The following is a 26,326-nucleotide window of genomic DNA, read 5'->3' as shown; positions in this document are numbered from 1 at the left end:
GCTAACGACTAAGGAAAGCCTCCTCTGCTCCGGCAGAGGAGGTTTTTTTCACCCTAGCGTGACGTCTAAAAACATCATCACCACCAGGCCGATCATCAGGCCGACCGTGCCGTGGGTCTCGAAGCCCCGGCGGTGGGTTTCGGGGATGATCTCGTCGCTGATGACGAAGATCATGGCGCCGCCGGCATAGGCCAGCCCCCAGGGCAGCAGCGATTGCGCGACGGTGACGGCGCCGGCGCCCAGCAGGCCGCCGATTGGCTCGACCAGTCCCGTCAGCAGTGCGACGAAGAAGGCCTGTCCCCGACCGTAGTTCAGGCTGAGCAGCGCGACAGCGACAGCAAGTCCCTCCGGCATGTTCTGCAGGCCGATGCCGATCGCCAGCGCGATGGCCTTGCCGGGATCGTCGCCGCCAAAGCCCACCCCGACCGCCAGCCCTTCTGGGAAGTTATGCAGAGTGATGGCGATGACAAACAGCCAGATGCGCCGGAAGCGCGGCGCGTCGGGCCCCTGACGGCCCATGATGAAATGCTCGTGCGGCAGGTAGCGGTGGACCAGCCACAGGCTGGCGGCACCGAGCAGGATGCCCGCGATCACCAGCGTGACGGCCCCCAGCTTGGTCGCCCCCTGCTCCTGCGCGACCTCGATGCCGGGAATGATCAGGGAGAAGAACGAGGCCGCCAGCATCACGCCGGCGGCGAAGCCCAGCATGACGTCCTGCGCCTGCGCGGAGAGCTTGCGGATGAACAGGATCGGCAGCGCGCCGATGGCGGTCGCAAGCCCCGCGCACAGGCTGGCGAGAGCACCGGCCAGGATCGGCGACGACGTAGCAAAAGCAGAAAGCATGGGACCCCTCACCAGAACGAAACCCGGTCTGGCGAGAGAGCGCGACCTCGCGCCGAAGCGCAACCGATCTTGAGTATAGGCCGATCAGCGCCGGTTGCGGCGCAGATCCTCCTCGTCCTGCCACATCATGAATTGTGGGCCGAGGTCGGCGATCCGGGTGGCGCCGATCTGGGCCATGCTGATGTCGACCTCGCGCCGGAAGATCTCCAGCGCCTTGGACGCGCCCGCCACGCCGCCGGCCGTCACGCCGTAGAGCGTCGGCCGGCCGACGAACACGAACTTGGCGCCCATGCACAGCGCGATGATGGCATCGAGGCCGCGGCGGACGCCGCCGTCGAACATCACCGTCATCTTGTCGCCGACCGCGTCGCGGATCGCGGGCAGTACCTCGAGCGGCGACGGTGCGAGATCGAGCTGGCGGGCGCCGTGGTTGGAGACCATGACGCCGTCCACGCCCATCGAGTGGGCGCGGATCGCATCGTCGGGATGCATGATGCCCTTCAGCACGAAATTGCCCTTCCACAGTTCGCGGAAGCGCTCGACATGCTTCCACGTCATGGGCGCGCGGTTCTGGTAGGCGACCATGTCGGCCACCTTGTCGGCCGTCGCATCGGGACCGGCATACTTGGCCCAGTTGTCGAAATAGGGCGTGCCGTGGCGGAACCACTGCATCATCCAAGCCGGATGCAGCAGCGCCTCGAACTTGGTCTTCCAGGTGAGCTTGAGCGGGCGCGACCAGCCGTTGCGCGTGTTGCGCTCGCGGTTGGAGCCCTCGGGCACGTCGACCGTGAAGACCAGCGTGCGCAGGCCGGCATCGGCCGAGCGCTTGATCATGTCCTCGGAGACGGCCTGGTCCTTGGCGGAATAGAGCTGGTACCAGCCATGGTCCGGCGCCAGCTTGCCGAGATCCTCGATCGAGCCGGTACTGGAGCCCGACATGATGAACGGCACGTTGGCGTCGCGCGCCGCCTCGGCCAGCATCAGGTCGGCGCCGTGCCGGAACAGGCCGGCGAGGCCCGTGGGCGCGATGCCGATTGGGCTCGAATAGGTGCGGCCGAAAAGGGTGGTGGACTGGTCGCGCACCGAGACGTCGACGAGATAGCGCGGCACGATGCGGGCCTTGCGGAAGGCCTGCTCGTTGGTGACGAGGCCGACCTCGTCGTCGGTGCCGCCCTCGATGAAGTCGTAGGCGATCTTGGGCAGCCGCTTCTTGGCGAGCTTGCGCAGATCATCGATGTTCACCACGCCGTCCATCGTCTCACTCCTCGATCCGTCGGCCGCTGCCATTCATTCGCAACATTTTGACCGGCTTTCGCTGGTCCGGCCAGAGCCGCATTCCGCCCCGCGTCCGCGACGGTCGCCGCTGGCATGCCGCTTGCTGCCATGGCGTGAAATCGCGAACGGGGCATCGGATGACAGGCTTTGCATTTCCCATCATCGATCTCGCACCCTGGTTCGACGGCGGACCGGCCGGCCGCCGGGCGGTCGCGGACCAGGTCCGCAGCGCCTGCGAATCCACCGGCTTCTTCGCCATCGTCGGACATCGTGTGCCCGAGGCAACCATCGAGGCAATGCGCGCGGTCTCGCGGGACTTCTTCGACCAGCCGGCGTCCGAGAAGATGGCGGTCGCGCGCCCTCGGCCCGAGCAGAACCGCGCCTATCACGCCGAGGGCACCGAGACTCTGGCGCGGCTGGCCGGCAACGAGACCCCGCCCGACTACAAGGAGGTGTTCGCCATCGGGCCGCTCGACGTACCCGCCGACGATCCCTGGTATCACGACGCTCCGGGCGCCTATCCGAACTACGCCCCCAATCTCTGGCCCTTGGACGTTCCCGGTTTCGAAGCCGCCTGGCGCACCTACTGGTCGGCGATGGAGGGCCTGCAGGACACGATCAGCCGCATCTTCGCCTTGTCGCTCGGCCTGCCGGAGGACTGGTTCGCCAACGCGCTCGCTCGCCATTGCAGCATGCTGCGGGCGCTCAACTATCCGGCCCAGCGCCAGCTCCCCAAGCTGGGACAGCTGCGCGCCGGCGAGCATACCGATCTCGGCATGTTGACGATCCTCAAGAACGAAGCCGCCGATGGCGGCCTCGAAGTGCGCGACCTCGGCGGCAAGTGGCGCGAGGCGCCGCCGGTCGAGGATGGGTTCATCGTCAATATCGGCGACCTGCTGATGCGCTGGTCGAACGACCGCTTCCGGTCGACCCTGCATCGCGTCGCCAATCCCCGCTCGGGCGGCGGCGCCCGGCGCCTGTCCATCGCCTACTTCGTGGCGCCGGCCTATGACGCGATGATCGAATGCCTGCCGGGATGCGCGACGGCGGACCGTCCGGCGAAATATCCGCCGGTGACCGTCGCCGCCTACCGCAACGCCCGCTTCGCCCGCACGGCGGCGCCCATCGGCACCGCCGCCTGAGGCGCACAAAGTCCTACTCCGCACGGGACCCTTGGGTTAGCGTCGGCCAAACGCCGAAGAGCAACAAGGGAGGCTGCGTCATGGAGTTGACGGACCAGCAGATCGAGCAGTTCGATCGCGACGGTTTCCTCGTGTTCCCCGACCTGTTCGACCGCAGCGAAGTTGCGGTGCTGCGCCGTGAGGTCGCCCGGCTGTCCGGCGTCGACAGCGAGGAGGTCGTGCGCGAACACACCGGCGGCGTCCGCACCATCTTCCGTGTCCACGAGGACGACGGCGCGACCCGTTCGAAGCCCTTCCATGCGCTGGTCCGCACGCCGCGCCTCTTGCGGCCGGTGCAGCAGGTGCTGAAGGACGACGGCGTTTACGTCTATCACACCAAGATCAACACCAAGCCGGCCATCGAAGGCACGGTCTGGCAGTGGCATCAGGACTATGGATCGTGGATGCGCGACGGATGCCGGCGGCCCGACATGGCGACCTTCAACCTGATGATGATCGACACGACCGAGATGGGCGGCGCCCTGTACCTGATCCCCGGCAGTCACAAGCTCGGCCGCATCGAGCCGGTCTATGACGAATCGACCTCCTACAAATTCTGGGCGATGCCCAGGCAGCGCATGATCGAGATCCTGAAGAGCTCGCCCGAACCCGTCGCCGTCACCGGCCGGGCCGGCACCTGCGTGCTGTTCCATTGCAACGTGCTGCACGCTTCCGGCCACAATCTCTCGGCCGACGACCGCTGGCACATCTACGTGTCCTGCAACACGGTGGCCAACAGGCCGCAGCTCGGCGACAACCCGCGGCCGGACTGGGTCGTGTCGCGCAACTGGAATCCCCTTCCCCTCGAGGCGGACGACGGCGTCCTGAAGGCGGCGTGAGCTTGGTCGCGCGGTCGCTGATCCTCCATCAGTACGACTTCTCGAACTTCGCCGAGAAGGCGCGGCTGATGATGGGCTTCAAGGGCCTGGCGTGGCGTGCGGTCGAGATTCCGCCGATCGAGCCCAAGCCAAAGCTCACGCCGCTGACCGGCGGCTATCGTCGCACGCCGGTGCTGCAGGACGGCGCCGATGTCTGGTGCGACACCAAGCTGATCGCCCGCGAGCTGGAGCGGCGCGTGCCGCAGCCGACTTTCTATCCGCCGAACACCTCGGGCATGGCCGACGCCATCGCCTGGTGGGCCGAGCAGCAGTTCATGCGGCCGACCGCGCTCTACGTCTCGGGCATCAATGCCGACCATATGCCCGAAGGGCTGCACGCCGACCGAGCGAAATTGCATGGCCTGCCGATGCCGTCGATCGAGGCCGTGCGCAAGGCCGCCTATCGCAATCTCCAGCTCGTGCGACCACAGGTGAAGTGGATCGCCGACATGCTGGCGGACGGCCGGCCCTACCTGCTGGGCGATCAGCCCTGCATCGCCGACTTCGCCACCTATCACGTCGTCTGGTTCTTCCGCGGCCGTCACATCGACTGCCGCGAGGTGCTGAACGCCTATCCTCGCCTTCTCGCCTGGCGCGACCGCATGGAAGCGATCGGGCACGGGGACCGAACGAACATCGACGCCGACGAGGCCCTGGCGGAAGCCCGCGCCGCGACGCCAGCAACCCCGCGCCCCTCGGACCCGCAGGAAGGCGATCCCCGACCCGGCCAGCGCGCCCGCGTGCGGGCCGCCGACAATGCCAGGGACTGGATCGAGGGCGAGGTACATTTCATCGACGCCGAGGAGATCGCGCTGCTGCACGAGAACGACGAGGTCGGCCAAGTCACGGTGCACTTTCCGCGGCTGGGCTACGACTGGCGACCCATGAACTAAAGGTCCCTCGCTTGCGCTCGGGATGACAATTTTGGTGTGATGACAGCAGTGCGCCGGCGCACAACATGACGACCGGCACTATTGTCATCCCGAGCGCAAGCGAGGGACCTTTACTCTTGCTTCACGCCAAACCGCTCGATGCCCAGCCCGTCGATCGGCGTGTTGGTCGAGCCGGTCGCGACCAGTTCCGCCATCACCGCGCCCGTTCCCGGGCCGAGCTGGAAGCCATGGGTCGAGAAGCCGAACTGATGGAAGACGCCTTCGGAAGTCGAGCTGCGGCCGACCACGGGGATGCCGTCCGGCATATAGGCTTCGATGCCCGCCCAGGCACGCACGACCGTCGCTGCGTGCATCGCGGGAAACAGTTCCCAGACGGTGCGGGCGCTGATCGCGAGCTTCTCCCAGTCGAGCACCGTCTCGTTGCTGTCGCGATAGGGTGTCGAGAGATGGCCGCCACCGATCACGACCGTGCCGTTTCCCAACTGCTTGAAGGAAAGCTTGCGACCGCGAAGTATGACCACGGGTTTGATGAAGGCCGGCAGCCGGCTGGTGACCATCAGCATCGGCGCCACGACGGCGAGCGGGACGGGTTCGCCCAGCATCGCGGCGATGCGGTCGGCCCAGGCCCCGGCGGCGTTCACGATCTTCGGCGCCTCGAAATCACCTTGCGACGTCTCGACCCGCCAGTTGGCGCCGCTTCGCGTGAGGCCGGTCACGGTCACGCCCTCGATCACCTCGGCCCCCTTCTCGACGGCGCGGCGGCGAAAGGCCTGCGTCGTACGGAACGGATCGGCGGCGCCATCGCGGCGCGAGACGACGCCGCCGGGGCAGCGGTCGGATACGGCCGGCACGAGGCGCCGCAGCTCGGCGGCATCGATCAGCTCCTCGTGCACGAAGCCGCGCAGGTTGAGGTCGTCGACCCGCTCGCGGAAGCCGGCCAGCTCGGCCTCGCTCTCGGCCACCAGCACGGTGCCGTGCGCCTCGAAGCCGCAATCGTCTCCGACCAGCTCGTCGATGCGCTCCCAGAGGTCCATCGACGAGATCGACAGCGGGATCTCGTGCAGGTCGCGCGCCAGTTGGCGCACGCCGCCCGCGTTCACGCCCGAGGCGTGGCGACCGGCATAGTCCTTCTCGATCAGGATCGGCTTCAGGCCGCGCAAGGCCAGGTGCAGCGCGGTCGAGCAGCCGTGGATGCCGCCGCCGATGATCACGACGTCGGCCGTGCGCGCCATGCTAGCGCTCCACCGCCTTGCGTTCGGCCTCGCTGATCGGCAGCGAGGCGAGCTCGGCCAGGGTGATCGGCTTCACCGGCGGGCGCAGGCGGTAGTAGCCGACCTCGTCGGGTGTCGCCTTGCGCTCGGCGGCGATCAGCTCGGTAACGGTGAGGCCGCACAGTCTGCCTTGGCACGGACCCATGCCGCAGCGCAGGAAGGCCTTCATCTGGTTCGGGCCCTCGCAGCCCATCCGGGCCGTCTCGCGGACCTGCTTGGCGGTGACCTCCTCGCAGCGGCAGGCGATCGTCTCGCCCACGGGCATCCGGAACGCATCGGCCGGCCGGTTCAGCCAGTCGAGGAAGGAGCGCCCCATTTCCTCGCGCTGCAGCCTCTGACGGATCGCCTGCGTGTCCGGCACGGCGGCCTGGGGCTTCAGCGCGCGCACCGCCGCGATGGCGGCGATGCGCCCGCGCTCGGCGGCGGCGGTGCCGCCCGCAATGCCCGCCCCGTCTCCGGCCACGGCGATGCCCGGCACCGAGCTGCCGAAATCGGCGTCGAGCACCGGCACGAAGCAGAGCTGGCGGTCGTTCCAGACATGCGCCACGCCCGCCGCATTGGCGAGATTGACGTTGGGGACCACGCCCTGGTGCAGCAGCAGCAGGTCGACGGGCAGGCGCCGGGTGCCGCCCGCGCCGGAGAAGACGACCTCGCGCACCCGGTCAGTGCCCACGGCCTCTATCGTATCGACGCGATGCACCGGCACTTTGGCCCGAACCTCGCGCAACAGCGCCAGCCCCTTGGCGAAGTAAGGCGAGAGCGCGAAGTCGGGCAGATGGACCGCCGCCTGCAGCCAGTTACGTCGCGGCGTGGTGTCGAGGATGGCGTCGATCGTGCCGCCGGCGCGCAGGGTCTGCGCCGCCAGCAGCCACAGCAGTGGCCCGCTCCCCGCCATGACCGTACGCCCGCCGACGACGAGGCCCTGCGCCTTGAGAGCGGTCTGCGCCGCGCCTGCCGTCATCACGCCCGGCAGGGTCCAGCCGGGAATCGGGAACGGCCGCTCCTGCGAGCCGGTGGCGATGATCACCCTGCCGGCCTCGATCACGCGCGCCTTGCCGCCGATCGACACGCCGACCAGCCGCTGTCGGTCGAGGCTCCACACGGTGGCGCCGTTGACGATCAGCGCCCCGCTCGCCTTCGCCTCGTCGGCCAGGGCGGCGCCGTCCCAATAGTCCTCGCCGAGGATCGCGCGGTCCTTGACCGGCGTGGAGGTGATGGCGCGATAGATCTGACCGCCGACGCCGGGATTCTCGTCGAACAGCACGGTCGAGACGCCGGCCCGTGCGGCCAGCGCGGCGGCCGCAAGACCGGCCGGCCCGCCGCCGATGACGACGAGTTCGTAGGAGGATGCGAGGTCTGCCGCCGCAATCATCGTCCGGCCTCCCGGCGGCCCAGCTGGGTCTCGACCTTCATGCCCTCGCGCACGGGTATCAGGCAGCCCTGGCGGCTGCCGACGCCGTCGACCGTGACGAGGCAGTCGAAGCAGACGCCCATCAGGCAGTAGGGCGCGCGCGGCGCACCGGTCACGGGCGTGGTGCGGCAATGATCGATGCCGGCGGCCAGCAGCGCGGAGGCGACCGTGTCCCCTGCCCGGGCGCTCACCTTCTTGCCGTCGACGGTGAGGACGACGGCGGGGCCGCTCTCAGCCAGCCTCTTGAACATGGAACCTCCGGGCACTGAACGGGGCGACGAGCGAAGCGTCGAGCGCACCGCGGGCGATCATAGGCGCGATGGTGAGCGCATGGTTGGCGGCCAGGGTCACGCCGGAATGGCAGCAGACCGTGAAGGCGCCGGGATGGGTCTGCGACTGGTCGTAGATCGGGAAGCCATCCTGGGTCATGACGCGAATGGCGCTCCAGGTGCGCACCACGTTCACGTTGGCCAGCAGCGGGAACTGGCGCACCGCGCGCTCGGCCTCGGTGGCGCTGACGCCGATGGTGAGACCGCTCGGGTCGACGCTCTCTTCCTTGGAGTCGCCGATCATCACCGTGCCCTCGTCGGTCTGGCGCAGGGTGACGACGGGATGGTTGAGGAAGGGCCGCAGCCGTTCGGTGACGACGATCTGGCCGCGCTCCGGCCTCATTGGACAGTAGAGGCCGACCATGGGCGCCAGGCGCATGTTGGCGTTCCCCGCCGCCAGCGCCACCTTGGCCGCGCGGACCTCGCCCTGCGTCGTCGTGAGCCGGAACTCCCCGCCCTCGCGGACGATGTTGTCGACCCTGTGGCTCGGCCGATAGGTGACGCCGCGTGCATTGAGAGCGGCGTGCAGGGTGCGGAACAGCCGCAGCGAATTCACATGGCCGTCGAGCTCGCAGAAGCTGCCGCCCACGACCTCCGGCCCGATGTCTGGCAGCATCGCCTTCACCTGGTCGTGGGTCAGGATCTGGGTCTTGTAGTCGACGATGCCGGACTGGTTGTGCAGGCGCTTCAGCACGTTGGCGCGGGCTTCCAGTTCCTTCTCGGACAGGCAGAGGTGAAAACCGCCGGGCCGCTGGAACGAAACGTCGAGCCCGGTTTCCTGCTTCAGGAGATCGGAGAAGCCGCGCCAGGCGTTGGACGAGCGGATCGTCCAGCCGGCATAGGGCGCGAGGCCGAGCCCCTTGCTCTGCACCCAGACCAGCGCGAAGTTGCCGCGGCTCGCGCGCACCGCGCGGTCGCCCTCGTCGAGGATGACGACCCGGCAGCCCTCGCGCGACAGGCCCCAGGCCGTGGCGACGCCGACCAGCCCGCCGCCCACCACGGCAACGTCGAATTCGTCAGCGGCCCGTGCTTCAGCGGCCATGCCCGGCGCTCCTTCCAATGAGCAGGCGTTCCAGTCCGAAGGCGCGATCGAGCACCAGCAGCGCCAGGACGGTGATGGCGATCACGCAGGCCGACACCGAGGTCACCAGCGGATCGATATTGTCCTGGATGTAGAGGAACATGCGGACCGGCAGCGTTTCCGTGCCCGGCGCCGCGATGAACACCGTCATCGTCACCTCGTCGAACGAATTGATGAAAGCCAGCGCCCAGCCGCTGACCAAGCCCGGCAATACGAGGGGCAGGGTTATACGCCACAGCACCACGCTTTCCGAGGCGCCGAGCGATATGGCGGCATGCTCGATCGAGCGGTCGAGTCCGACCGCCGAGGCCAGTGTGAGCCTGAGTGCGAAGGGCAGGACGACCACGATGTGCGACAGCACGAGGCCCACGAAGGTGCCCCCCAGCCCGATCTCGGTGAAGAAGCGCAGGAAGGCGATGCCGAGCACGAGATGCGGGATCATCAGCGGCGACATGAACAGCGCCGTCAGCGCCTCGCGGCCGCGAAAGCGATAGCGCGCGATGGCCAGCGCCGCGGGCACCGAAATGCCCACCGCGATCGCCGAGGAGATCGCGCCCAGCCACAGGCTGCGCCAAAAGGCCGAGATGAACTCCGGATACTGCGCGATGGCGTAGAACCAGCGCAGCGACCAGCGGTCGGTGGGGAACGACAGGTAGCCCTCGGGCGTGAAGGCCACGAAGCAGACGACCAGGATGGGCGCCAGCATGAAGGCCACGAACAGTGCATGGTAGGCGAGCGCGATCGGGCCGTTGCGGCTCATGCGAACACCTGGGCGTAACGCCGCTCGACCAGCCGGTTGGCGCCCCACACGATGGCGATCAGGGCCAGCAGCAGCAGCACCGCCACCGCGGCGCCGAGCGGCCAGTTGAGCGTATTCAGGAACTCGTCGTAGGCCAGGGTCGAGGCGACCTTGAGCCGCCGGCCGCCGATGATGGCGGGGGTGGCGAAGGCGCTGGCCGCCAGCGCGAAGACGATCACCGCGCCGGACAGGATGCCCGGCATCACCTGCGGCAGCACGATGCGGCGCAGCACGGTGATGGGCCCCGCCCCCAGCGCCACGGCGGCATTCTCGACCTGCGGGTCGAGCCGCTGCAGCGAGGCCCACACGGCCAGCACCATGTAGGGCATGAGCACGTGCGCCAGTGCGATCACCACGCCGGTCTCGGTGAACATGAAAGGCAGCGGTGCCGAGATCAGCCCCATGCCCATCAGCGCCTTGTTCACGAGCCCCGAATTGCCGCCGAACAACAGCGCCCAGCCCAAGGTGCGCGCGACCACCGAGATCAGCAGCGGGCCCAGGATCACCAGCAGGAAGATGCCGCGCCACGGGCTGCGCATGCGGTTCAGTATGTAGGCCTCGGGAGCGCCGAACACCGCGGCCAGCAGCGTCACGAAGAAGGCGATGCGGAAGGTGCGGGCGAACATTTCGTGGAAGTACGAATCGCCCAGCACTTCCTGCCAGTTCTTCAGGATGAAGACCGGCTCGATGCCCTTGTACTGGCCCCAGTCGTGGAAGGAGAGCAGCACCGTCATGGCGAGCGGCACGATCACGACGCCGGCGAACAGGACCAGCGCCGGCACGCAGAGAAGATACGGCGCCGCCCTCACGCGCGGCCCTCCCAGGCGAGCTGCACGGCATCGCCCTCGCCCGGCATCGCCTCGCCGCTGTTCTGGCGGATCACCGTGACGAGACCGGACGCGGTATCGACCTGGTAGAGCCAGTGATTGCCCTGGAAGATGCGCGTGCGGACCGTGCCGGCGAGGCCGGAGGCGGCGAAGGAAATCCGCTCGGGCCGCACGCTGGCGCCGTCGACCAGATTGGTCTTGCCGAGGAAGTTGGCGACGAAGGGCGTGGCCGGCCGCTCGTAGGCTTCGTGCGGCGGGCCGATCTGCTCGGCCCTGCCCTGGTTCATCACCACGATGCGATCCGACAGCGCCATCGCCTCCGCCTGGTCGTGGGTCACCAGGATGGTCGTCGTCCCGACCGTGCGCTGGATCTGGCGCAGCTCGATCTGCATGCCCTCGCGCAGCTTGGCGTCGAGGTTCGAGAGCGGCTCGTCGAGCAGCAGGATTTGCGGGCGGATCACCAGCGCGCGCGCCAGCGCGACGCGCTGCTGCTGGCCGCCCGACATCTGCCGTGGAAAGCGCGTCGCGAAGGCCCCAAGCCCGACCAGTTCCAGCGTCTCGGCCACCCGCGTCTTTCGCTCGGCCGCGGCGACGCCCTGCATTTCGAGGCCGAAGCCCACGTTCTCCGCCACGGTCATGTGGGGAAACAGCGCATAGCTCTGGAAGACGATGCCGAGCCCGCGTTTGGCCGGCTTGATCGCGAGCAGGTCCTTGCCGCCCAGCCGGATCGCGCCCGAGGTCGGCTCGACGAAACCGGCGATCATCTGCAGGGTCGTGGTCTTGCCGCAGCCCGAGGGGCCGAGCAGCGCCACGAACTCCCCCTTCTCGACGCCGAGGGTCAATCCGTCGACGGCATTGTGCGTGCCGAACGACTTGGTGAGCTTCTCCAGTTCGAGGAACGCCATCTAGTCCACGCCATGCGAGACGATGCGCGCCGCGGTGTCGCGGTGCAGCCGATAGAAGGCGTCTTGCGGCTGGTCCATGTCGAGGATCTCGGCCTCGGGCACGCGCAGGAAGAGGCCGCGCAGCACCCGCCCGATGCCGCCATGGGCGAACACCGCGACCGGACGTTCCATCGCCAGCGCCGCGATATCGTCCAGCGCCGCCCGGGCACGCGCGGACGCCGCGATGTAGTTCTCGCCGCCGGGCGGCTCGTAGGTCCAACGATCGAGCCGCCGCGCCGCCATGGCGCCCGGCCAGCGCGCCTCGATCTCCGGTCCGGTCAGCCCGTCCCATTCGCCCCAGCTCATCTCGCGCAGGCGATCGTCGAACGAGCCTTCGTGATGCGCGAGGCCGGCCTCTTCCGCGGCGAGGGCCAGGGTCTCCCGCACGCGGCCAAGCGGGCTCGCCCGAACCACGACGTCCGCGGGCGCGTGACCGGCCTGCCGCAGCTCAAGCGCCAGCGCGCGTCCCATGGCGCGCGCCTGCGCCCGTCCCGTCTCGGTCAGCGGCGAGTCGAGAAAGCCCTGGGCCCGCTTCTCGGCATTCCAGACGGTCTCGCCATGGCGAAACACATAGACGGGATTATGCACGATCGGTTTCCCGGCCGCTCAGCGCTCGACCTCGCGGTTCCAGCGCTTGGTCCAGTCGTCGCGCGAGGCGTTGATGGCGTCCCAGTCGGGCGCGATGATCAGCTTCGCGCGCTCGCCGACCGGCGCCATCTTCAGCTCCGGCATGTTGACGTCGACCTTGGTGTTGACCGGTCCGTTGCCCATTTCCTTGGCCATGCCGGTCTGGACCGGCGCCGACACCAGCAGCTTGATCATCTCGTGCGCCAGCGGATTGACGGAAGCCTTGGCGACCGGGCAGGCCGAGGCCAGCAGGATCGGTGCGCCTTCCTTCGGGTAGATGAAGTCGACCGGGAAGCCGGTGTTGGCAAGCGCCTGGACGCGGCCGGTACCCCACACGGCGATGTTGGCCTGACCCGACTGGAAGAGCTCGGTCATCTTGCCCGGCGAGGGCTCGTAGACCAGCACGTTGGGATTGACGTCGGCCTTCATCACCTTGAAGCCCGGCTCGATGTTCTTCTCGCCGCCGCCGTTCATGCGGGCGAACATCATGAGCGTATAGAGGCCGTAGGTGTTGTTGATCGGCGGGATCACCAGCTGCTTCTTGAATTTCGGATCCTTCAGATCGTTCCACGAGGTCGGGATCGGCCAGCCCTTCTCCTTGAAGACCTTGGTGTTGATCATGAAGCCGGTGCCGGTCTGCCCGACGGCGACGGCCTTGTCGTCCTTGAACAGCGCCGCGGGATAGAGCTCGCTCTTGTCGAGGCCCTGGATCGGCGCGCAGAAGCCGAGCTTGATCGCCTGGTACATGACGCCGTCGTCCATGATGGCGACGTCGATCACCTGGTTGCTCTTCTGGGCCTGCAGCTTGGCCAGCGTGTCGGTGGAGTTGCCGGCGACGTACTCGACCTTGACCCCGTGCTTCTTCTCGAACTCGGGGAAGACCTCCTTGCGCAGGTGGCTGTCCCAGACGCCGCCATAGGCCGCGACGGTAAGAGTCTTCTGCTGCGCTTCCGCGGGCAGCGTGCCCGCCAGTAGAGCCAGAGCGGCGATTGCGCCGAAGCCTGCCAAACGGGTCATTGCCCCCTCCGTTCGTGAGTTCCCCGGCGTCAGTGTTTTATATCGGGCCGCGCGGCGTCAAATCCATTTTGTCGTCAAGGTCCATGCCGGAATGTTATGAAGAGCCATGCGCAGCCTGAATCCGCGTCAGATCGAGGCCTTTCGCGCCGTGGTACTGACCGGCGGCGTCAGCATGGCCGCGAACCTGATCAACGTGACCCAGCCCGCCGTCAGCCGGATGATCCGCGACCTGCAGCGGCAGCTCGGCCTCACCCTCTTCGAACGCCGCGGCACGGGGCTGGCGCCCACCAGCGAGGCGCTGTCCCTCTACGCCGAGGTCGAGCGCGCTTTCGTCGGACTGGAACGCATCGCCCAGATGGCCGCCGAGCTGCGCACGCGCCGGGCCGGCTTCCTGCGGATCGCCGCCCTGCCCGCGCTGGCCAACGGCTTCCTGCCGCGCTTCGCGGGAAGCTACCTGGTTGAACGCCCCAAACTCGATCTCGTCCTGTCGGGCCTGGTGTCTCACGCCGTCGTCACGTCCGTCGCCCAGGGCCAGAGCGACTTGGGCTTTGCCGAGGGCTCGATCGAGCATGCGGCGGTGCGGCTCGAACGCATGCCGCCCGCCCCCTACATGGCGGTGCTGCCGCAGGATCATCCGCTCGCGCGCAAGAAGCGGCTGCGACCGGCCGACTTCGAGGGCGAGAGCTTCATTTCGCTGGGACATTCCTCGCTGTCGCGCTTCCGCATCGACCGCGTGTTCGCCGACCATGGCGTGAGGCGTGTCATGAGGATCGAGACGCCGCTCTCGGAAATCGCCTGCTCGCTCGCCGGCTCCGGCGCGGGCGTCACGCTGTGCGATCCCTTCACCGCGACCGAGTACGCGACCCGCGGCATCGTCGTGCGGCCCTTCGAACCGCGCATCCATTTCGAGTTCGCCGCCCTCCACGCCGCGCAGAGCACGCTGCCCCCGGTCGCGCGCGACTTCATCGACAGCTTCCGCGCGCACATCTCCGCCTTCCTGCGTTCCCTGCCCCGGCGCTGACTATCCTGCCGGAACACCCGCCGGCCGAAGCGGCAGCAGGAACGTGAGTTCGTGCTTGTTGTTGTGAAGGTGCAGCACGGTCGCGCCGGGGATCGCCGTGAAGGCCCTGGCGGTCTCGTGGTCGGTCTCGCCCTGGAATTTGATCGTGCAGACGAAATTCCCGACGAGTCCGGTCGCCCGCCAGCGCTCGACCAGGCGCAACAGGCGAGCCGGATAGCAGATCACGTCGGAGAACAGCCAGTCGACGGGACCGACGCTCTCCGGCTCGAGGCCGAACGCGCTTTCGCCGCGCCATTCGACGCCCGGCATCGCCGCCACCTTGGGATCGAGGGGCGCCTTGTCGACAGCGACGACGCTGGCACCGAGCCGCGCCATGACCCACGTCCAGCCCCCCGGACAGGCTCCGAGATCGAGGCAGCGTTCGCCCGGCTGCGGCCAGCGCCGCAACCGCACCAGCGCCTCCCAGAGCTTCAGGTAGGCGCGGCTGGGAGGCCCGACCTTGTCCTCGACGAGTTCGACCTCGCCGTTGGGAAAGGGCGAACTGCACGAGGCGGCTGCCAGTATCCGGTCCGGGGCGAGCAGGGTCCACGATCCCAGCGGCGCGGCCGGCGCAGCGGCGGGAAAAACCACGGGCTTGGCCGAAACGTGCGGCAGCTTCTCCTGGATGAGCGCGGCGCGGCGATGATGGACCGGAGCGTACATCGCCCAGTTGCGCTGGATGTCGCGCAACGCTTTTGCCGCCATCCCGATCGAGGCCACCGGCAATTCAAGGCAATCGCGCCAGATGTTGGCGGCCCAGGCGGCCTCGTGCGCCGGCGCGTCGGACAAAAGCAGACGGCCATGTTCGGCCCGCACCGCGACGCCGGCCCGCCCGAGTTCCTCGCGCAGCTGGCTCTCGAATCCTTCGGCGGCGAGATAGGCCGCGGTCACGCGTTCGTTCGTCATGGGAGATTGAACATAATCAATCTCACTGTAACAGGCGGGCCATGGAAAATCCGGCAAACCTCATGCTAGCGTTACGCAACTACGAGGGAGAGAGTCTCATGTTCACCAAACGCTTCCTGCTCGCCGCCATGGTCGCCGGATCGATCGCCGCCACCGGCGTGACCACCAGCGCCGCTTACGCGCAGGGGCAGCCGATCGTCGGCATCTCGACGGTCGTCACCTACTCGATCGACGCGACCATCAGCGCCATCGATCCGGCCAAGCGCACCGTGACGTTCACCGGTCCGGCCGGTCGCTCGCTGACCTCGAACGTCGGCCCCGGTGTCAAGATGGACACCAGCAAGGTCGGCGACCAGGTCTCGGTGGCGTTCGAGGAGAAGCTGAGCTTCGTGCTGTCCGGCCCGAACACGGCCACCCCGGGCGGCCGCGACGTCAGCGTCACCGCCGCCGCCACGACGGGCACCCGCGCCGCCGGCGTCATGGCCGACCAGACCGTCGCCAACTGGTGGGTCACGGGCGTGAACACCACGGCCAACACGATCTCGCTCGTCAATCCGAATGGCGGCGAGGTCAGGACCTACAACGTCGTGGCGCCGGAAGGCCGCGCCCAGCTGCCGCGCGTCAAGACCGGCGACAAGCTGACGGCGATCGACACCCAGGTGCTGGTCGTCGCGATCACGCCGAAGAAGTAGCCTTCGCAAGGGCGGCGGTGCCGGCGACGCCTCGCCGGCACCGCTCGCGGCGCGTAATCAACCGCCTCGGCGGCCGAGATTCCCCCGCATGGACCCGCCGGTCGCACGCAGCTCGAGCAACACGGCGCCACCGGCCGCCCTGCCGGTCGCGGTGAAAGCGCCCACCGAACAGTCCTGCCCCTCGTACAGGCGGCCGCCTCCGGAAATGTCACCATTCGATGACACCGTGAGCGAGAGGGATGAATTGCCACAGCCTGGCTGGGTGATGCGTCCGATCAGAAGACTGCCGGCGATGCTCAGCTCTGCGGTCACGACGCCGGACGCCTGGCCGAAGCCGCTGCTCGACATGCCGCCGCCATAGACGCCGTCATAGGCGCCGGCCTGCCTGGAGGTCGGGGTCGACGATGCCGATGGCGTCGTGGGGCGAACCGCGGCCGGGGCCGGCGCCTCGCGCAGCAGCGCCGGCACCTGAGCCGCCGTTAGATAGCCTGTCGGCGTTTGGCCTTTGGCCTTCTGCCACGCCGCGATCATCTCGCGCGAGCGCTGGCCGAATGTGCCGTCGGAACCGCGCGTGTCGTAGCCCAACGCGGTGAGGATCACCTGAATGCGCTGGCGATCGGCCGGGATGAGTTTGAGCGCCTCCTCACCCGCGCGCGCGGCCTCGACGGAATCGGCCGTGCTCTCGGACACGGGCGCCTCTGCAGTCGGCGTGCTTTCGGTCGTCTGCGCCTGCTGCTGCCGTGGTTGCGTCAGGTAATAGGCGCCGGCCGCCAGCGCCAGCAACATGGCAACGGCGCCGAGCAGCACAGGCTTTGTGCGCGACCGGGTCTTCGGCCCAACGGCAAGAGCTGACGGTTCGCTGGGAGGCGTCGGGGGTGTCGGCGGCGTTGGTGGCGTGGGCGGTGTGGGCGGCACCACCGGCTGGGGCATGATCAGCGTCGCACTCGCGTCGGCCATCGAGCCGCCCAGTATTGCACGCCACCCGGCGATCGTTTGCGGTCGCTCCTCGAAGCGTACGGACAAGCCCGCATCGATTCCGGCAAGCAGCGCCGGCGAGAAGCCGGCGAGCTGCAAGCCCCTCAACGGCTGGTAGGTATCCTCCAGCAGGCGATCGAAGGCGCTGGGCGGCGGCTTGCCGGTAATGGCGTGATGCAACGTCGCCGACAGGCCGTAGATGTCCGTCCACGGCCCCTGCTTGCCGGTGGTGAACTGCTCGGGCGCCGCATAACCGGGCGTGAAGATCGCCGTCATGGTCGAGGACCGGCCGGCAATGGCCAGTCGCGCCGCGCCGAAATCGATCAGCGTCGGAATGCCGGCCTCGCTCAGCAGGATGTTGCCGGGCTTGATGTCACGATGCAGAAAGCCGGTCTCGTGGACCTTCTGCAGCCCCTCGAGCAGCGGCGGCAGGAACGTATCGACTTCCTGCGGTGACAGCGGCCCTGTCGACTTGACCCGTTCCTCGAGCGTGCCGCCGCGCACGAGCTCCATCACCATGTAGGAAGTACCGTTGGTCTCGACGAAGTCGAACACCTTCACGATGGCCGGCGCGTCGTGGAGACTGGCGAGCGTCCGGCCTTCGGCCACGAAGCGCTCGCGTCCCCAGGAGAAGTCTTCCGCCACGGCGGTGGAGCGCGGCAGGACCGATGCACCATCCTGACGGATGGCGAGGGCCGGCGGCAGATATTCCTTCAGAGCGACCTCGCGGTCGAGTTGGGTGTCGCGTACGCGATAGGTGATACCGAAACCGCCCTGGCCCAGTACTTCGAGAACCTCGTAACGGCCGACCACGCGCCCCGGCGCCAGCGCGACATAGTCGACGATAGCGTCCGCTGCCGGCACGCCGACGGGTTCTCCAGGCTTCTCGCCCGGATCGTCCTTGATATGCATGTTACTCCTGCCCCGCATGGCAACGTCCCCGGAGCGCGGGCGTTCCTCCCGCACACGCCCAAGCTCAGAGGCGCAATCGAGGTCTCCAAATGGCACCGGCTTTCAACGCTTCCGACGAAGCCTCGCCTCCCCTGGCTGAAAACGAAATACGAGTGCCCACAGCCGGAACCTGGGTGGGTCTCGGTGCCGGAATCCTCGTCGTCGTCGCCGGCTTCGTCTGGACGATCCTGTAGCGAGCCCCCTCCCGGCGGGTTAACCTCCGGACAACACGGAGGAATTTCATGGCGAAGTTCGGCATTGGTCAGTCGGTACGCCGGGTCGAGGATCCGCGTCTCCTCACCGGCGGTGGTCGTTACACGGACGACACCAAGCTCTCGACCCCGGCGGCGCGGGCATATGTGCTGCGTTCACCGCATGCGCATGCCGACATCAATCGCATCGACACGACGGCTGCAATAAAAGCGCCGGGCGTTCTGCTGGTCCTGACCGGCGAGGACGTGAAGGCCGCCGGCTACGGCGACCTGCCGTGTCTCGTACCCGTGACCAACCGCGACGGCACGCCCCGCGGCGAGACGCCCCGGCCGATGCTGGCCCAGGGACGAGTCCGCCACGTGGGCGACCCGGTGGCGCTGGTGGTGGCCGAGACACTGGAGCAGGCGAAGGACGCCGCCGAGCTGATCGAGGTCGACTACGAAGCCCGCCCCCATACGGTCGGTACACGGGAGTCGGCCCAACCCGGCGCGCCGCTGGTGCACGACCACATCAAGGGCAACCTGGTCTTCGACTGGGAGATGGGTGATCGCGCCCGCACCGAAGCAGCCTTCGCCAAGGCCGACCGCGTCGTGAAGCTCGAGATCGTCAACAACCGTCTGGTGGTGAACTCGATGGAGCCGCGCGGCGCCATCTGCGAGTACGATCCGGCCGACGATCGTTCGACCTTGTGGGTTTCATCGCAGGGCGTCAGCGTCATTCGTCCCGTGGTCGCCGACATGATCCTGAAGATCGGCCAGCCCAAGCTGCGCGTGCGCACCGGCGACGTGGGCGGCGGCTTCGGCATGAAGATCTTCGTGCATCCCGAATATCCCCTGGTCGTGTGGGCCAGCCGCGAACTCAAGCGCACGGTGAAGTGGATTCCCGACCGCCAGGAAGCCTTCCTGTCGGACGTGCAGGGCCGTGACCACGTCTCGCTGGCCGAGATGGCGCTCGACAAGGATTGCAAGTTCCTGGGCCTGCGGGTCACGACCCATGCGGCTCTCGGCGCCTATCTCAGCCATTTCGGCGCGTTCATCCCGACCATGGCGGGCAGCGGGATGCTGGCCGGCCTCTACCAGACGCCCGCGATCTACGTGAACGTGAAGGGCGTGATGACAAACACCGTGCCGACGGACGCGTATCGCGGTGCCGGCCGGCCCGAGGCGGCTTATCTGCTGGAACGCTTCGTCGACCATATCGGCCGTGAGACGGGCCTCGGTCCGGTCGAGATCCGCAAGCGCAATCTCGTGAAGCCCAACCAGATCCCCTGGAATACGGCTTTGGGCGACACGTTCGATTCGGGTGACTTCGACAACGTCATGCTGAAGGGCATGGAGAAGGCCGACTGGACGGGCTTCCCGGCCCGCCGCGCGGCGTCGCTGGCCAAGGGCAGGTGGCGCGGCATGGGCATGGCCACCTACGTCGAGAAGTGCTCAGGCGGCGCGCCGGAGAGCGCCATCGCCAAGTTCAACGACGACGACACGATCACGGTTTTCGTCGGTGTCCAGACCAACGGTCAGGGCCACGAGACGGCCTTCACGCAGATCATGTCGGCGCGGCTCGGTGTCGATGCCGACCGGATCCGCATCGTGCAGGGCGATTCGGATTTCACGCCCGAGGGCATGACCGGCGGCAGCCGATCGATCCCGGTGGCGGGGGCCGCCGTGCTCGGCGTCAGCGACAACATCATCGAGAAGGGCAAGCTGGTCGCCGCCTCCGCGATGGAAGCGGCCGTGGGCGACATCGAATATGCCGACGCCACTTTCCGCATCGTCGGCACCGACCGCACGATGAGCCTGTTCGACGTGGCCCGTGCCGCCAGGGACCCCAAGCATGTGCCGGAGGGCGGCAAACCCGGTCTCGACGACACCTTCACGCGCACACCGCAGGCGGCAACCTTTCCCAACGGGTGCCACATCTGCGAGCTGGAGATCGATCCCGACACCGGCACGCTGGAGATCCTCAATTACACGATCATGGACGATTTCGGCACGGCGCTGAATCCGCTGCTGTTGCAGGGTCAGGTCCATGGCGGTGTCGGCCAGGGCGTCGGCCAGGCGCTGACCGAGAAGACGATCTACGACCCCGACTCGGGCCAGCTGATGAGCGGTTCGTTCATGGACTACGCCCTGCCCCGCGCCGACGTGGTGCCGCATGTTCACTTCGACATGCACAACAGCCTGTGCACCACCAATCCGCTGGGCGTGAAGGGCGCGGGCGAGGCCGGCGCCATCGGGGCGCCGCCCTCGGTGATCAACGCCATCGTCGACGCGATCCATCCTCACACGGGACTGAAGCATATCGACATGCCCGTGACCGCCTCCTCCCTGTGGGCCGCCATCGACGCCCATCGAGCCAAGAAAGCAGCGTAGAGAGTCATGACCGAGAACAAGACCGATCCCACCCTCGCCGCCGCCCTCGCCGATTCGGTGAAGGCGATCGATGCGGACTACACAGAAGAGATGCGCGAACTGCGCGCACTCTTCGAAGAGGCGCGCCTCGAGGCAGAAAAGGACGAGCCGAGCGACGTGAAGCTCAAGGCGCTGCTCAACGACGCGAACGAAATGGCCCGCACCTTCGCTACGCTCGACCCCGCCTGGGGCGCCGTGCAGCGCGTGGCGCGCCTGTTCGGAATTCTCTGAAGTCAGTTGCCGGCGTTGCGACGCCGTTCGAGAGCGCGACGGATAGTCCGGGACACCTTCTCGTCCAAGAAGAAAGCGCGCTCGCTGCGATAGCTCTCGTAGCGGGCGATCTCTATGGCACCCACGGCGGCTGCCAAGCGGTCGGCGTCTATCTTGCGCTCGAACGCGCAATGAATGGCAGGACCGCATTCGTCCTCCACCGTGCGGACGGAATAGTGACCGTGCGGCGAGAAGGTAACGATCAGATCATGCAGGTCCCGGGCGGTTTCGACGATCGGCTGACCGCCATCGTCCGCCTGACCCAGAACAAGGTAGGGACTGATGTCCTCCAAAGTCGTGCTGTCATTCATGAGGGCTCAACGATGTGTGCAGTGCAATAGTTGCATCCATCGGGCGGCTCCTTCCGGTGGGGCAACCAATTGCGTCGATTGTCGTTTGTGATGCAGCACGAACTGAGCCGCGGATGTACCGGTGAGTTCGTAAGGCCCGCCCGGCTCTGTCGGAGCGGGTCTTTTGCGTAGCTCGCGCGACATTCCTCTCCCCATCGTCTAAGACTTCGGCATCTGCTTCAGCCCCGGAGTTCCGCTTGTCGCCTTCTCTCGTTCGTTCAGGTTTTCTTGGGCTTCTGCTCCTGTCGGCCCTCCCTGCCGCAGCGCAGGACACCGTCACGATCGGAAGCGAGAAGAAGCGCGCTTTCGGAACGCCGACGGCCTTCCAGAATGGCGACACCGCTTGCTACATCACCCTGAAGGACGATCGCGGCGCCACGTTCGAAGAGCTTGCGGATTTCGATCTCTGTAGCCTGGAGAAATCCCTCAAGGGCAAGCGTCTGGCACTGACCTACAAGACCGCGCGCGTCATGGCGGCCTCGTGCCAGGGCAATCCCGACTGCAAGAGAAGCGAGACCGTCGTCCTGATCGCCTCCGCCAAGCCCGCACCGCTCGCCGCGCCGGCTCCTGCGCCTGCTGCCCCCTCGCCGGCCAAGAGCGCGCAAACCTCTTTCTGTACGCCGAGCGAGACGATCGTATTTTCGTGCCGTACCAGCCCGACCAAGCTCGTGTCGGTCTGCGCTTCGAAGGATGCCACCCCGAACAGGGGGTACCTGCAATACCGGACCGGCAAACCCGATTCGGGCGAGCCGCTGGACCTCACCCTGCCGGCAGCCCAAGTCCCACCGCCTCAGGCAGCCAGCGGCGAATCGTTCCCTCTCGCCGGCGGCGGGGCGGCGTGGCTGCGGGTCTCGACGAAGAACATTGCCTTTGTCGTCTATTCCGGCATCGGCAATTGGGGGCCACGCGGGGAAACGCGCGAAAAAGCCGGCGTCACCGTCGAACGCGACGGCAAGACCGTTGCCAGCCTCAAGTGCACCGGCAAGCCGCTCGGCATTCTCGGACCGGACTGGTTCTCGAAGGTCGGCCTCACGGCCAAGGGCCAGGATTTCGATCTCCCCGACTGAAGAGAATTGTAATGACGCGTCGACTCAAGATTCTTGCCGCTGCCTTCGCGCTCTTGCTGTCTTCAGTGGCCGCCTCCCGGGCGCAGGAAACCTGGCGCGGCTATGAAGGGCACGAAGCGATCGAGATCCCCTTCGCCAATGGCCCGATCTCCCTGCATCACGTTCCGATGGTCTGGCTCAGCCTGAACGGCGCCCGGCCGCGCTGGTTCGGCATGGATACCGGCTCCACCGGCATCGTGGTCTCCGCCGAGCATTTCATCCCCGGACCGGGCGACGTCTCGCAGGGCCCCGGCCGACTCGTCTACAACAGCAGCGGCCGCGTGCTGAACGGCGAGCACTGGATGACGAACGTCGTCATCCGTCGCGACGAACATACGCCGGTCGCCACGGCGCGCGTGCAGGTGCTGCGCGTCGACCGGATCACCTGCCTCGAACAGGCGCGCGATTGCCGGCCGGAGGCCGAGCCGCGCAACGTCGCGTTCATGGGCGTCGGCTTCGACCGCGGTTCGGCGCAGGCCACCGCCGACAACAAGTCGCCGAAGAATCCCTTCGTCAGTCTGGTGGCGCTGGCCTCCGGCCAGCCGGTGAGTTCGGTGCGGCCTGGCTATGTCATCACGCGCACCGGTGTTCATCTCGGCATGACGCCCGCCCTCACCCGCCACATGGCCTTCGTGAAGCTGATGCCCAAGCCGCACGCAGCTGGCGTGCCGGACTGGAACGGCGCGCCCATGACGGTATCGGTGGACGGTGTCACGGGCCGCGGCACGATGCTGATGGATACCGGCATCAACTACATGTTCCTCTCCCCGCCGGCCGGCACGCGCCTGGAGCACGGCCGCCACGCACCCGACGGCACGCGCATCGAACTCTTCATGCCCGATCGCCAGCGGCCGCAGCCTGCATTCTACGAGTTCAGGGTCGGACGGCGCGGCAACCCGCTCCATCCCGAGCGGGTCGAAGTCGTGCGCGACGCCACGGTGTTCGTGAATACCGGGCGCATGTTCCTGGAGGGGTTCGACTATCTCTACGACGCGGCCGGCGGCTACGTCGGCTTCGGCTGGAACGGCCGTGTCAGCCATGACTATGGCGGCGTGACTCCCGGAACCTTCACCGCGCCTTAGCCGGTCGGTGGAAACGTCGGAGCTGGGGGAATAAACGAAATAAACGCAATAAACGAAACAAACGAAGCGAGTGTCGCACCCCGGCATTTTGCGCTCGCGGCGAGTGGCCACGAAACAATATTGCCCGCTGGGGTTTCAGGAGGCCTTTTTCAAACACTGCGGGAAAATGCGCCCCTCCCCTGTCGGGAGGGTTCGGCCTGCTTCGTCCTTGGGGCAGAACCACCTCTCGACAGGAGCCGGAAAATGAACACCGCCCCCGCCAACGACCGCGAGCTCGTCCTCTCGCGCCTGATCGACGCGCCGCGCGAAAACGTCTATCGCTGCTGGACCGAACCTGCGTTGCTGAAGCAGTGGTTCGCCCCCAAGCCCTATGAAACTCCCGTCGTCGAGGTCGATGTGCGGCTGGGCGGCTCCAGCCTGATCGTCATGCGCGGCCCGGACGGCCAGGATATGCCGAACCGGGGCGTCTATCTCGAAGTCGTGCCCAACGAGCGGCTGGTTGCCACCGATGCGTTCACCGAGGCGTGGCAGCCCTCGGCAAAGCCCTTCATGACCGTGATCCTCACTTTCAATCAGCAGGACGGTAAAACCCTGTACACCGCACGCGTCCGCCATTGGACGGTCGAGGACCGCGATGCGCACGAAAAAATGGGGTTCCACGCCGGCTGGGGCCTCTGCACCGACCAGCTCGCCGCGCTGGCGGCGACGATCTGATCTCGCCGCAACGCGAACGTTCTCCGGGGGTTGAATCGCAAACCTCCGGAGGATCGCATGATCAGAAAGACCTTCGTCGCCATCGCCGTCTGCGGCGTGATCGCCACCACCGTCCACGCCCAAACGGGTGGACCGGGTTCGAGCGCCGGTGGCGCCTCGACGTCGCCGGCCCCCGCCGGTACCTCACCGACCGTGCCGCCGTCTCCGACCTCCCCCCCGCCGGCAAGCGCTGGCACGCCGGTCACGCCCGCGCCTGCCACGCCCGGCGCGCCCAGCGCCGGTCAGCCGGGCGTCGGCTCGGACACGACCCGCCAAGCCCCGCCAGCGGGGACCCGCTGAGGTCTTACAGCACGCTCGCCAGCACGGCCTCGCGCAGCACCCGCAGGGACGGAACCCACTGGTCCGGTGTGTCGTAGTTGCCCGCCGCGACCGCGACGACGAGATCGAGGCCGGGGAACACCCACAGCCGCTGCCCGCCATTTCCATAGGCGCCCCGATAGTGCTCCAGGCGGTTTCTGTTCCAGCGCGGGCCGGCGGGCACGGTGAACGCCATGTCTCCCATGTACCATTGGTAGCCATAGCGGCGGACCTCGTCGCAGCTGACATAGGAGGTCGTAGCCCGCTCAATCCATTCGCCGGGCACGATCCGCCTTCCACCGATCTCGCCGTGCTGCAGCACCAATTGGCCGACCTTCAGGAGATCGCGCGGCAGCAGACGCAGGCCCGAGGCGGCGAACTCGTTACCCTGCTCGTCGGTCAGCCACTCGCTCGGTCCCATGCCCAATGGATCGAACAATGTTTCCCGCGCGAAAGCATGCAGGCTCCTGCCCGTTCCCTGCGCAATCATCCGGCCTAGGAGGGCCGTGGCTCCGCCGCTGTAGACCCAGCGTTTACCGGGCTCGAAGACGACCGGCCGGCCGAGTACGTAGCGATACCGATCAGGTGCGCGATCCATCTCGATCTCGCTGTTGGTCGGGTCGGTGTAGGGAACGCCCAACTCGTCCCAGTCGGTGCCCATCGTCATGGTGAGGACATGCTGGACCGTCCATTTGGCGCGGGCGGGATCGGCTGCGAGGTCGGCATAGGCGGGGAATGCCTCGAACAGGGGCACCTCCAGCGGCGGCACCTTCCGCTGGTCCAGAGCTATCCCGTAGAGCAACCCCACGATGCTCTTCGAGACGGAGCGCAGATCGTGAAGAGTTTCGGGACCGAAATTCACGAGGCCGAGCGCCTGGCCGCGCCGCCAGTCCGCGCCATTGAAGTAGCGCTCCAGCACCAGCTTGCCGCCTCGCGCGACCAGGACACTGTGCAGGTTCCAGGCACGCTTCTCGGCAATCAGGGCGTCGAGCCTCGATGACAGGTCCGGCGCGAAGCCCGCCGACTGCGGGGATTGCATCTGCCAGGCTGCAGATTGAGCGGACGATTTCAGCGGCGCCATGAGCATTGCTCCCAGCAAGGAAAGAAAGGGGCGGCGATCGAGGGAGATGGGTGTCACCCCTACGACGCTAGCATCTCCCTCGCTCGCGGTGCGACCCGAACCGAGAAGCTGGAGATCCGATCTGCAACCTTCCGCGGCGACATCGTTGAGTCAGGACAGACCACGGAGAGGTCCATGCGTTATCAGGTCCTGCCAGCCACGTCGGCGGATGTAGCCTACGTGGCCTCGCTGTTGGAGGATGAGCCCGCTGCCGCGGACTGGCCGGAGAAGGAGCCCAGCCGGCGACTGGTGGAGGCGTGTGCCTTCAGTGCCCAGATCTGGGCGGCGCGACGCCTCAGCGACGGCGCGACGAGCGCCCTCTGGGGCGTTACCCCGCGGCTCGACAATCCCGAGGTGGGCTATCTCTGGATGATGTCGGTCGCCGCCTTCGAGGGCGAGTCACGGGAGTTTTCAATGCTGTGCCGTCTCGTCTTTGCCGAGATGCTGGATCAATTTCCCCGCCTGGAACAGCATATCGACGCACGCGAGGACCGGACGATCGACCTTCTCCGCGGACTGGGCTTCGAGATCGGCAAGGCACAACGCCAGCTCGGCTCAGCGACGGCGTTTCATCACGTCTGGCTCGAATCCCAGGCGTTCAGCCGCTATTCGAACCAGGCGGGCGCAGGCGCACCGCTGCTCCACTGAGGGAGATCTCAAAAAAGAGAAAGCCCCGCCGCCATTTCAGGCGCGGGGCTAGCGTCCGCCGACCGGTCACCATTACATCCGTGGCTCACCCCGGC

Annotated in this window: 27 protein-coding genes; 12 read left to right on the top strand and 15 right to left on the bottom strand. The window is 67.4% G+C overall.

Annotation, left to right across the window (positions count from 1 at the left end; genetic code table 11):
- Nucleotides 1–48: 48 nt before the first annotated feature.
- Nucleotides 49–843 carry a ZIP family metal transporter gene (locus tag ACO07I_RS25885; protein ID WP_422012573.1) on the bottom strand — a complete coding sequence of 265 codons (795 nt, stop codon included), beginning with the start codon at nucleotides 841–843 and terminating at the stop codon, nucleotides 49–51.
- Nucleotides 844–927: 84 nt separating this feature from the next.
- Nucleotides 928–2,097: an alpha-hydroxy acid oxidase gene (locus tag ACO07I_RS25880; RefSeq protein ID WP_422012571.1), complete on the bottom strand. Its 1,170-nt coding sequence runs from the start codon at nucleotides 2,095–2,097 to the stop codon at nucleotides 928–930.
- Nucleotides 2,098–2,255: 158 nt separating this feature from the next.
- Between ACO07I_RS25880 and ACO07I_RS25875 the strand changes: the two genes are divergently transcribed.
- The 3 genes from ACO07I_RS25875 (at nucleotide 2,256) to ACO07I_RS25865 (ending at nucleotide 5,070) form a co-directional block, all read left to right on the top strand.
- Complete coding sequence (locus ACO07I_RS25875) at nucleotides 2,256–3,260, top strand: isopenicillin N synthase family dioxygenase (RefSeq protein ID WP_422012569.1); 1,005 nt, start codon at nucleotides 2,256–2,258, stop codon at nucleotides 3,258–3,260.
- An 80-nt stretch (nucleotides 3,261–3,340) separates the two neighbouring features.
- The gene (locus tag ACO07I_RS25870; protein ID WP_422012567.1) at nucleotides 3,341–4,138 is read left to right on the top strand and encodes a phytanoyl-CoA dioxygenase family protein; all 798 of its coding nucleotides are present in this window, start codon (nucleotides 3,341–3,343) and stop codon (nucleotides 4,136–4,138) included.
- On the top strand, nucleotides 4,135–5,070 hold the full coding sequence (locus ACO07I_RS25865) for a glutathione S-transferase family protein (RefSeq protein ID WP_422012565.1): 936 nt from the start codon (nucleotides 4,135–4,137) through the stop codon (nucleotides 5,068–5,070). The genes ACO07I_RS25870 and ACO07I_RS25865 overlap by 4 nt, the downstream gene beginning before the upstream one ends.
- A gap of 110 nt (nucleotides 5,071–5,180) precedes the next feature.
- On the opposite strand, the gene ACO07I_RS25860 is transcribed toward ACO07I_RS25865, so the two are convergent.
- The 9 genes from ACO07I_RS25860 to ACO07I_RS25820 are packed head-to-tail and all read right to left on the bottom strand — an operon-like array spanning nucleotide 5,181 to nucleotide 13,376.
- Nucleotides 5,181–6,302, bottom strand: a complete 1,122-nt coding sequence (locus ACO07I_RS25860; RefSeq protein WP_422012563.1) for an NAD(P)/FAD-dependent oxidoreductase — start codon at nucleotides 6,300–6,302, stop codon at nucleotides 5,181–5,183.
- A gap of 1 nt (nucleotide 6,303) precedes the next feature.
- Nucleotides 6,304–7,710 carry an NAD(P)/FAD-dependent oxidoreductase gene (locus ACO07I_RS25855; RefSeq protein WP_422018378.1) on the bottom strand — a complete coding sequence of 469 codons (1,407 nt, stop codon included), beginning with the start codon at nucleotides 7,708–7,710 and terminating at the stop codon, nucleotides 6,304–6,306.
- The gene (locus ACO07I_RS25850) at nucleotides 7,710–8,003 is read right to left on the bottom strand and encodes a (2Fe-2S)-binding protein (protein WP_422012561.1); all 294 of its coding nucleotides are present in this window, start codon (nucleotides 8,001–8,003) and stop codon (nucleotides 7,710–7,712) included. The genes ACO07I_RS25855 and ACO07I_RS25850 overlap by 1 nt, the downstream gene beginning before the upstream one ends.
- On the bottom strand, nucleotides 7,984–9,123 hold the full coding sequence (locus ACO07I_RS25845; protein WP_422012559.1) for an NAD(P)/FAD-dependent oxidoreductase: 1,140 nt from the start codon (nucleotides 9,121–9,123) through the stop codon (nucleotides 7,984–7,986). The genes ACO07I_RS25850 and ACO07I_RS25845 overlap by 20 nt, the downstream gene beginning before the upstream one ends.
- A complete protein-coding gene (locus ACO07I_RS25840; RefSeq protein ID WP_422012557.1) occupies nucleotides 9,113–9,922 on the bottom strand; it encodes an ABC transporter permease in 810 nt (269 codons plus the stop codon). The genes ACO07I_RS25845 and ACO07I_RS25840 overlap by 11 nt, the downstream gene beginning before the upstream one ends.
- The gene (locus ACO07I_RS25835; protein WP_422012554.1) at nucleotides 9,919–10,770 is read right to left on the bottom strand and encodes an ABC transporter permease; all 852 of its coding nucleotides are present in this window, start codon (nucleotides 10,768–10,770) and stop codon (nucleotides 9,919–9,921) included. Before ACO07I_RS25835 ends, ACO07I_RS25840 begins: the two co-directional genes overlap by 4 nt.
- Nucleotides 10,767–11,693 carry an ABC transporter ATP-binding protein gene (locus ACO07I_RS25830; RefSeq protein ID WP_422012552.1) on the bottom strand — a complete coding sequence of 309 codons (927 nt, stop codon included), beginning with the start codon at nucleotides 11,691–11,693 and terminating at the stop codon, nucleotides 10,767–10,769. Before ACO07I_RS25830 ends, ACO07I_RS25835 begins: the two co-directional genes overlap by 4 nt.
- Nucleotides 11,694–12,320 (bottom strand): histidine phosphatase family protein, encoded by a 627-nt coding sequence (locus ACO07I_RS25825; RefSeq protein ID WP_422012550.1) that lies wholly within the window; start codon nucleotides 12,318–12,320, stop codon nucleotides 11,694–11,696. It lies immediately after the preceding gene.
- 18 nt (nucleotides 12,321–12,338) lie between these two features.
- Nucleotides 12,339–13,376: an ABC transporter substrate-binding protein gene (locus tag ACO07I_RS25820; RefSeq protein ID WP_422012548.1), complete on the bottom strand. Its 1,038-nt coding sequence runs from the start codon at nucleotides 13,374–13,376 to the stop codon at nucleotides 12,339–12,341.
- Nucleotides 13,377–13,482: 106 nt separating this feature from the next.
- On the opposite strand from ACO07I_RS25820, the gene ACO07I_RS25815 reads away from it, so the two are divergent.
- Complete coding sequence (locus ACO07I_RS25815) at nucleotides 13,483–14,397, top strand: LysR substrate-binding domain-containing protein (protein WP_422012546.1); 915 nt, start codon at nucleotides 13,483–13,485, stop codon at nucleotides 14,395–14,397.
- Here ACO07I_RS25815 and ACO07I_RS25810 read toward each other — a convergent pair whose 3' ends face one another.
- Nucleotides 14,398–15,342, bottom strand: coding sequence for an SAM-dependent methyltransferase (locus tag ACO07I_RS25810; RefSeq protein WP_422012544.1), 945 nt, complete (start codon nucleotides 15,340–15,342; stop codon nucleotides 14,398–14,400).
- A 98-nt stretch (nucleotides 15,343–15,440) separates the two neighbouring features.
- On the opposite strand from ACO07I_RS25810, the gene ACO07I_RS25805 reads away from it, so the two are divergent.
- Nucleotides 15,441–16,034 carry a hypothetical protein gene (locus ACO07I_RS25805; RefSeq protein WP_422012542.1) on the top strand — a complete coding sequence of 198 codons (594 nt, stop codon included), beginning with the start codon at nucleotides 15,441–15,443 and terminating at the stop codon, nucleotides 16,032–16,034.
- A gap of 57 nt (nucleotides 16,035–16,091) precedes the next feature.
- On the opposite strand, the gene ACO07I_RS25800 is transcribed toward ACO07I_RS25805, so the two are convergent.
- Nucleotides 16,092–17,921 (bottom strand): serine/threonine protein kinase, encoded by a 1,830-nt coding sequence (locus tag ACO07I_RS25800; protein WP_422012540.1) that lies wholly within the window; start codon nucleotides 17,919–17,921, stop codon nucleotides 16,092–16,094.
- A gap of 281 nt (nucleotides 17,922–18,202) precedes the next feature.
- On the opposite strand from ACO07I_RS25800, the gene ACO07I_RS25795 reads away from it, so the two are divergent.
- Together ACO07I_RS25795 and ACO07I_RS25790 are read left to right on the top strand one after the other, a co-directional pair.
- A complete protein-coding gene (locus tag ACO07I_RS25795; protein ID WP_422012538.1) occupies nucleotides 18,203–20,545 on the top strand; it encodes a xanthine dehydrogenase family protein molybdopterin-binding subunit in 2,343 nt (780 codons plus the stop codon).
- Nucleotides 20,546–20,551: 6 nt separating this feature from the next.
- Nucleotides 20,552–20,815 (top strand): hypothetical protein, encoded by a 264-nt coding sequence (locus ACO07I_RS25790; RefSeq protein WP_422012536.1) that lies wholly within the window; start codon nucleotides 20,552–20,554, stop codon nucleotides 20,813–20,815.
- A 2-nt stretch (nucleotides 20,816–20,817) separates the two neighbouring features.
- On the opposite strand, the gene ACO07I_RS25785 is transcribed toward ACO07I_RS25790, so the two are convergent.
- Nucleotides 20,818–21,165, bottom strand: coding sequence for a hypothetical protein (locus tag ACO07I_RS25785; RefSeq protein ID WP_298314787.1), 348 nt, complete (start codon nucleotides 21,163–21,165; stop codon nucleotides 20,818–20,820).
- 236 nt (nucleotides 21,166–21,401) lie between these two features.
- On the opposite strand from ACO07I_RS25785, the gene ACO07I_RS25780 reads away from it, so the two are divergent.
- The 4 genes from ACO07I_RS25780 to ACO07I_RS25765 all read left to right on the top strand — a co-directional run bounded on the left by ACO07I_RS25780 (nucleotide 21,402) and on the right by ACO07I_RS25765 (nucleotide 24,445).
- Nucleotides 21,402–22,271 (top strand): hypothetical protein, encoded by an 870-nt coding sequence (locus tag ACO07I_RS25780; RefSeq protein WP_422012534.1) that lies wholly within the window; start codon nucleotides 21,402–21,404, stop codon nucleotides 22,269–22,271.
- Between the two features lie 11 nt (nucleotides 22,272–22,282).
- Nucleotides 22,283–23,392, top strand: coding sequence for a hypothetical protein (locus tag ACO07I_RS25775; RefSeq protein WP_422012532.1), 1,110 nt, complete (start codon nucleotides 22,283–22,285; stop codon nucleotides 23,390–23,392).
- A gap of 243 nt (nucleotides 23,393–23,635) precedes the next feature.
- The gene (locus tag ACO07I_RS25770) at nucleotides 23,636–24,106 is read left to right on the top strand and encodes an SRPBCC family protein (RefSeq protein ID WP_422012530.1); all 471 of its coding nucleotides are present in this window, start codon (nucleotides 23,636–23,638) and stop codon (nucleotides 24,104–24,106) included.
- 57 nt (nucleotides 24,107–24,163) lie between these two features.
- A complete protein-coding gene (locus tag ACO07I_RS25765; RefSeq protein ID WP_422012528.1) occupies nucleotides 24,164–24,445 on the top strand; it encodes a hypothetical protein in 282 nt (93 codons plus the stop codon).
- Nucleotides 24,446–24,449: 4 nt separating this feature from the next.
- On the opposite strand, the gene ACO07I_RS25760 is transcribed toward ACO07I_RS25765, so the two are convergent.
- Nucleotides 24,450–25,544, bottom strand: coding sequence for a serine hydrolase domain-containing protein (locus tag ACO07I_RS25760; protein ID WP_422012526.1), 1,095 nt, complete (start codon nucleotides 25,542–25,544; stop codon nucleotides 24,450–24,452).
- 174 nt (nucleotides 25,545–25,718) lie between these two features.
- Here ACO07I_RS25760 and ACO07I_RS25755 point away from each other — a divergent pair, with 174 nt between their 5' ends.
- Nucleotides 25,719–26,231: a hypothetical protein gene (locus tag ACO07I_RS25755; protein ID WP_422012524.1), complete on the top strand. Its 513-nt coding sequence runs from the start codon at nucleotides 25,719–25,721 to the stop codon at nucleotides 26,229–26,231.
- Nucleotides 26,232–26,326 lie beyond the last annotated feature (95 nt).

Origin of the sequence: Reyranella sp., from assembly GCF_965227665.1 — a bacterium.
In the GTDB taxonomy this organism is placed as follows: Bacteria; Pseudomonadota; Alphaproteobacteria; order Reyranellales; family Reyranellaceae; genus Reyranella.
This window is presented reverse-complemented; position numbering and strand designations above follow the sequence as displayed.

Coding starts and splice junctions, on each gene's coding strand:
- ACO07I_RS25885 (WP_422012573.1), bottom strand. CDS start 843: ATGCTTTCTGCTTTTGCTACGTCGTCGCCGATCCTGGCCGGTGCTCTC.
- ACO07I_RS25880 (WP_422012571.1), bottom strand. CDS start 2,097: ATGGACGGCGTGGTGAACATCGATGATCTGCGCAAGCTCGCCAAGAAG.
- ACO07I_RS25875 (WP_422012569.1), top strand. CDS start 2,256: ATGACAGGCTTTGCATTTCCCATCATCGATCTCGCACCCTGGTTCGAC.
- ACO07I_RS25870 (WP_422012567.1), top strand. CDS start 3,341: ATGGAGTTGACGGACCAGCAGATCGAGCAGTTCGATCGCGACGGTTTC.
- ACO07I_RS25860 (WP_422012563.1), bottom strand. CDS start 6,302: ATGGCGCGCACGGCCGACGTCGTGATCATCGGCGGCGGCATCCACGGC.
- ACO07I_RS25850 (WP_422012561.1), bottom strand. CDS start 8,003: ATGTTCAAGAGGCTGGCTGAGAGCGGCCCCGCCGTCGTCCTCACCGTC.
- ACO07I_RS25845 (WP_422012559.1), bottom strand. CDS start 9,123: ATGGCCGCTGAAGCACGGGCCGCTGACGAATTCGACGTTGCCGTGGTG.
- ACO07I_RS25840 (WP_422012557.1), bottom strand. CDS start 9,922: ATGAGCCGCAACGGCCCGATCGCGCTCGCCTACCATGCACTGTTCGTG.
- ACO07I_RS25830 (WP_422012552.1), bottom strand. CDS start 11,693: ATGGCGTTCCTCGAACTGGAGAAGCTCACCAAGTCGTTCGGCACGCAC.
- ACO07I_RS25820 (WP_422012548.1), bottom strand. CDS start 13,376: ATGACCCGTTTGGCAGGCTTCGGCGCAATCGCCGCTCTGGCTCTACTG.
- ACO07I_RS25815 (WP_422012546.1), top strand. CDS start 13,483: ATGCGCAGCCTGAATCCGCGTCAGATCGAGGCCTTTCGCGCCGTGGTA.
- ACO07I_RS25810 (WP_422012544.1), bottom strand. CDS start 15,342: ATGACGAACGAACGCGTGACCGCGGCCTATCTCGCCGCCGAAGGATTC.
- ACO07I_RS25805 (WP_422012542.1), top strand. CDS start 15,441: ATGTTCACCAAACGCTTCCTGCTCGCCGCCATGGTCGCCGGATCGATC.
- ACO07I_RS25800 (WP_422012540.1), bottom strand. CDS start 17,921: ATGCATATCAAGGACGATCCGGGCGAGAAGCCTGGAGAACCCGTCGGC.
- ACO07I_RS25795 (WP_422012538.1), top strand. CDS start 18,203: ATGGCGAAGTTCGGCATTGGTCAGTCGGTACGCCGGGTCGAGGATCCG.
- ACO07I_RS25790 (WP_422012536.1), top strand. CDS start 20,552: ATGACCGAGAACAAGACCGATCCCACCCTCGCCGCCGCCCTCGCCGAT.
- ACO07I_RS25785 (WP_298314787.1), bottom strand. CDS start 21,165: ATGAATGACAGCACGACTTTGGAGGACATCAGTCCCTACCTTGTTCTG.
- ACO07I_RS25775 (WP_422012532.1), top strand. CDS start 22,283: ATGACGCGTCGACTCAAGATTCTTGCCGCTGCCTTCGCGCTCTTGCTG.
- ACO07I_RS25770 (WP_422012530.1), top strand. CDS start 23,636: ATGAACACCGCCCCCGCCAACGACCGCGAGCTCGTCCTCTCGCGCCTG.
- ACO07I_RS25765 (WP_422012528.1), top strand. CDS start 24,164: ATGATCAGAAAGACCTTCGTCGCCATCGCCGTCTGCGGCGTGATCGCC.
- ACO07I_RS25760 (WP_422012526.1), bottom strand. CDS start 25,544: ATGGCGCCGCTGAAATCGTCCGCTCAATCTGCAGCCTGGCAGATGCAA.
- ACO07I_RS25755 (WP_422012524.1), top strand. CDS start 25,719: ATGCGTTATCAGGTCCTGCCAGCCACGTCGGCGGATGTAGCCTACGTG.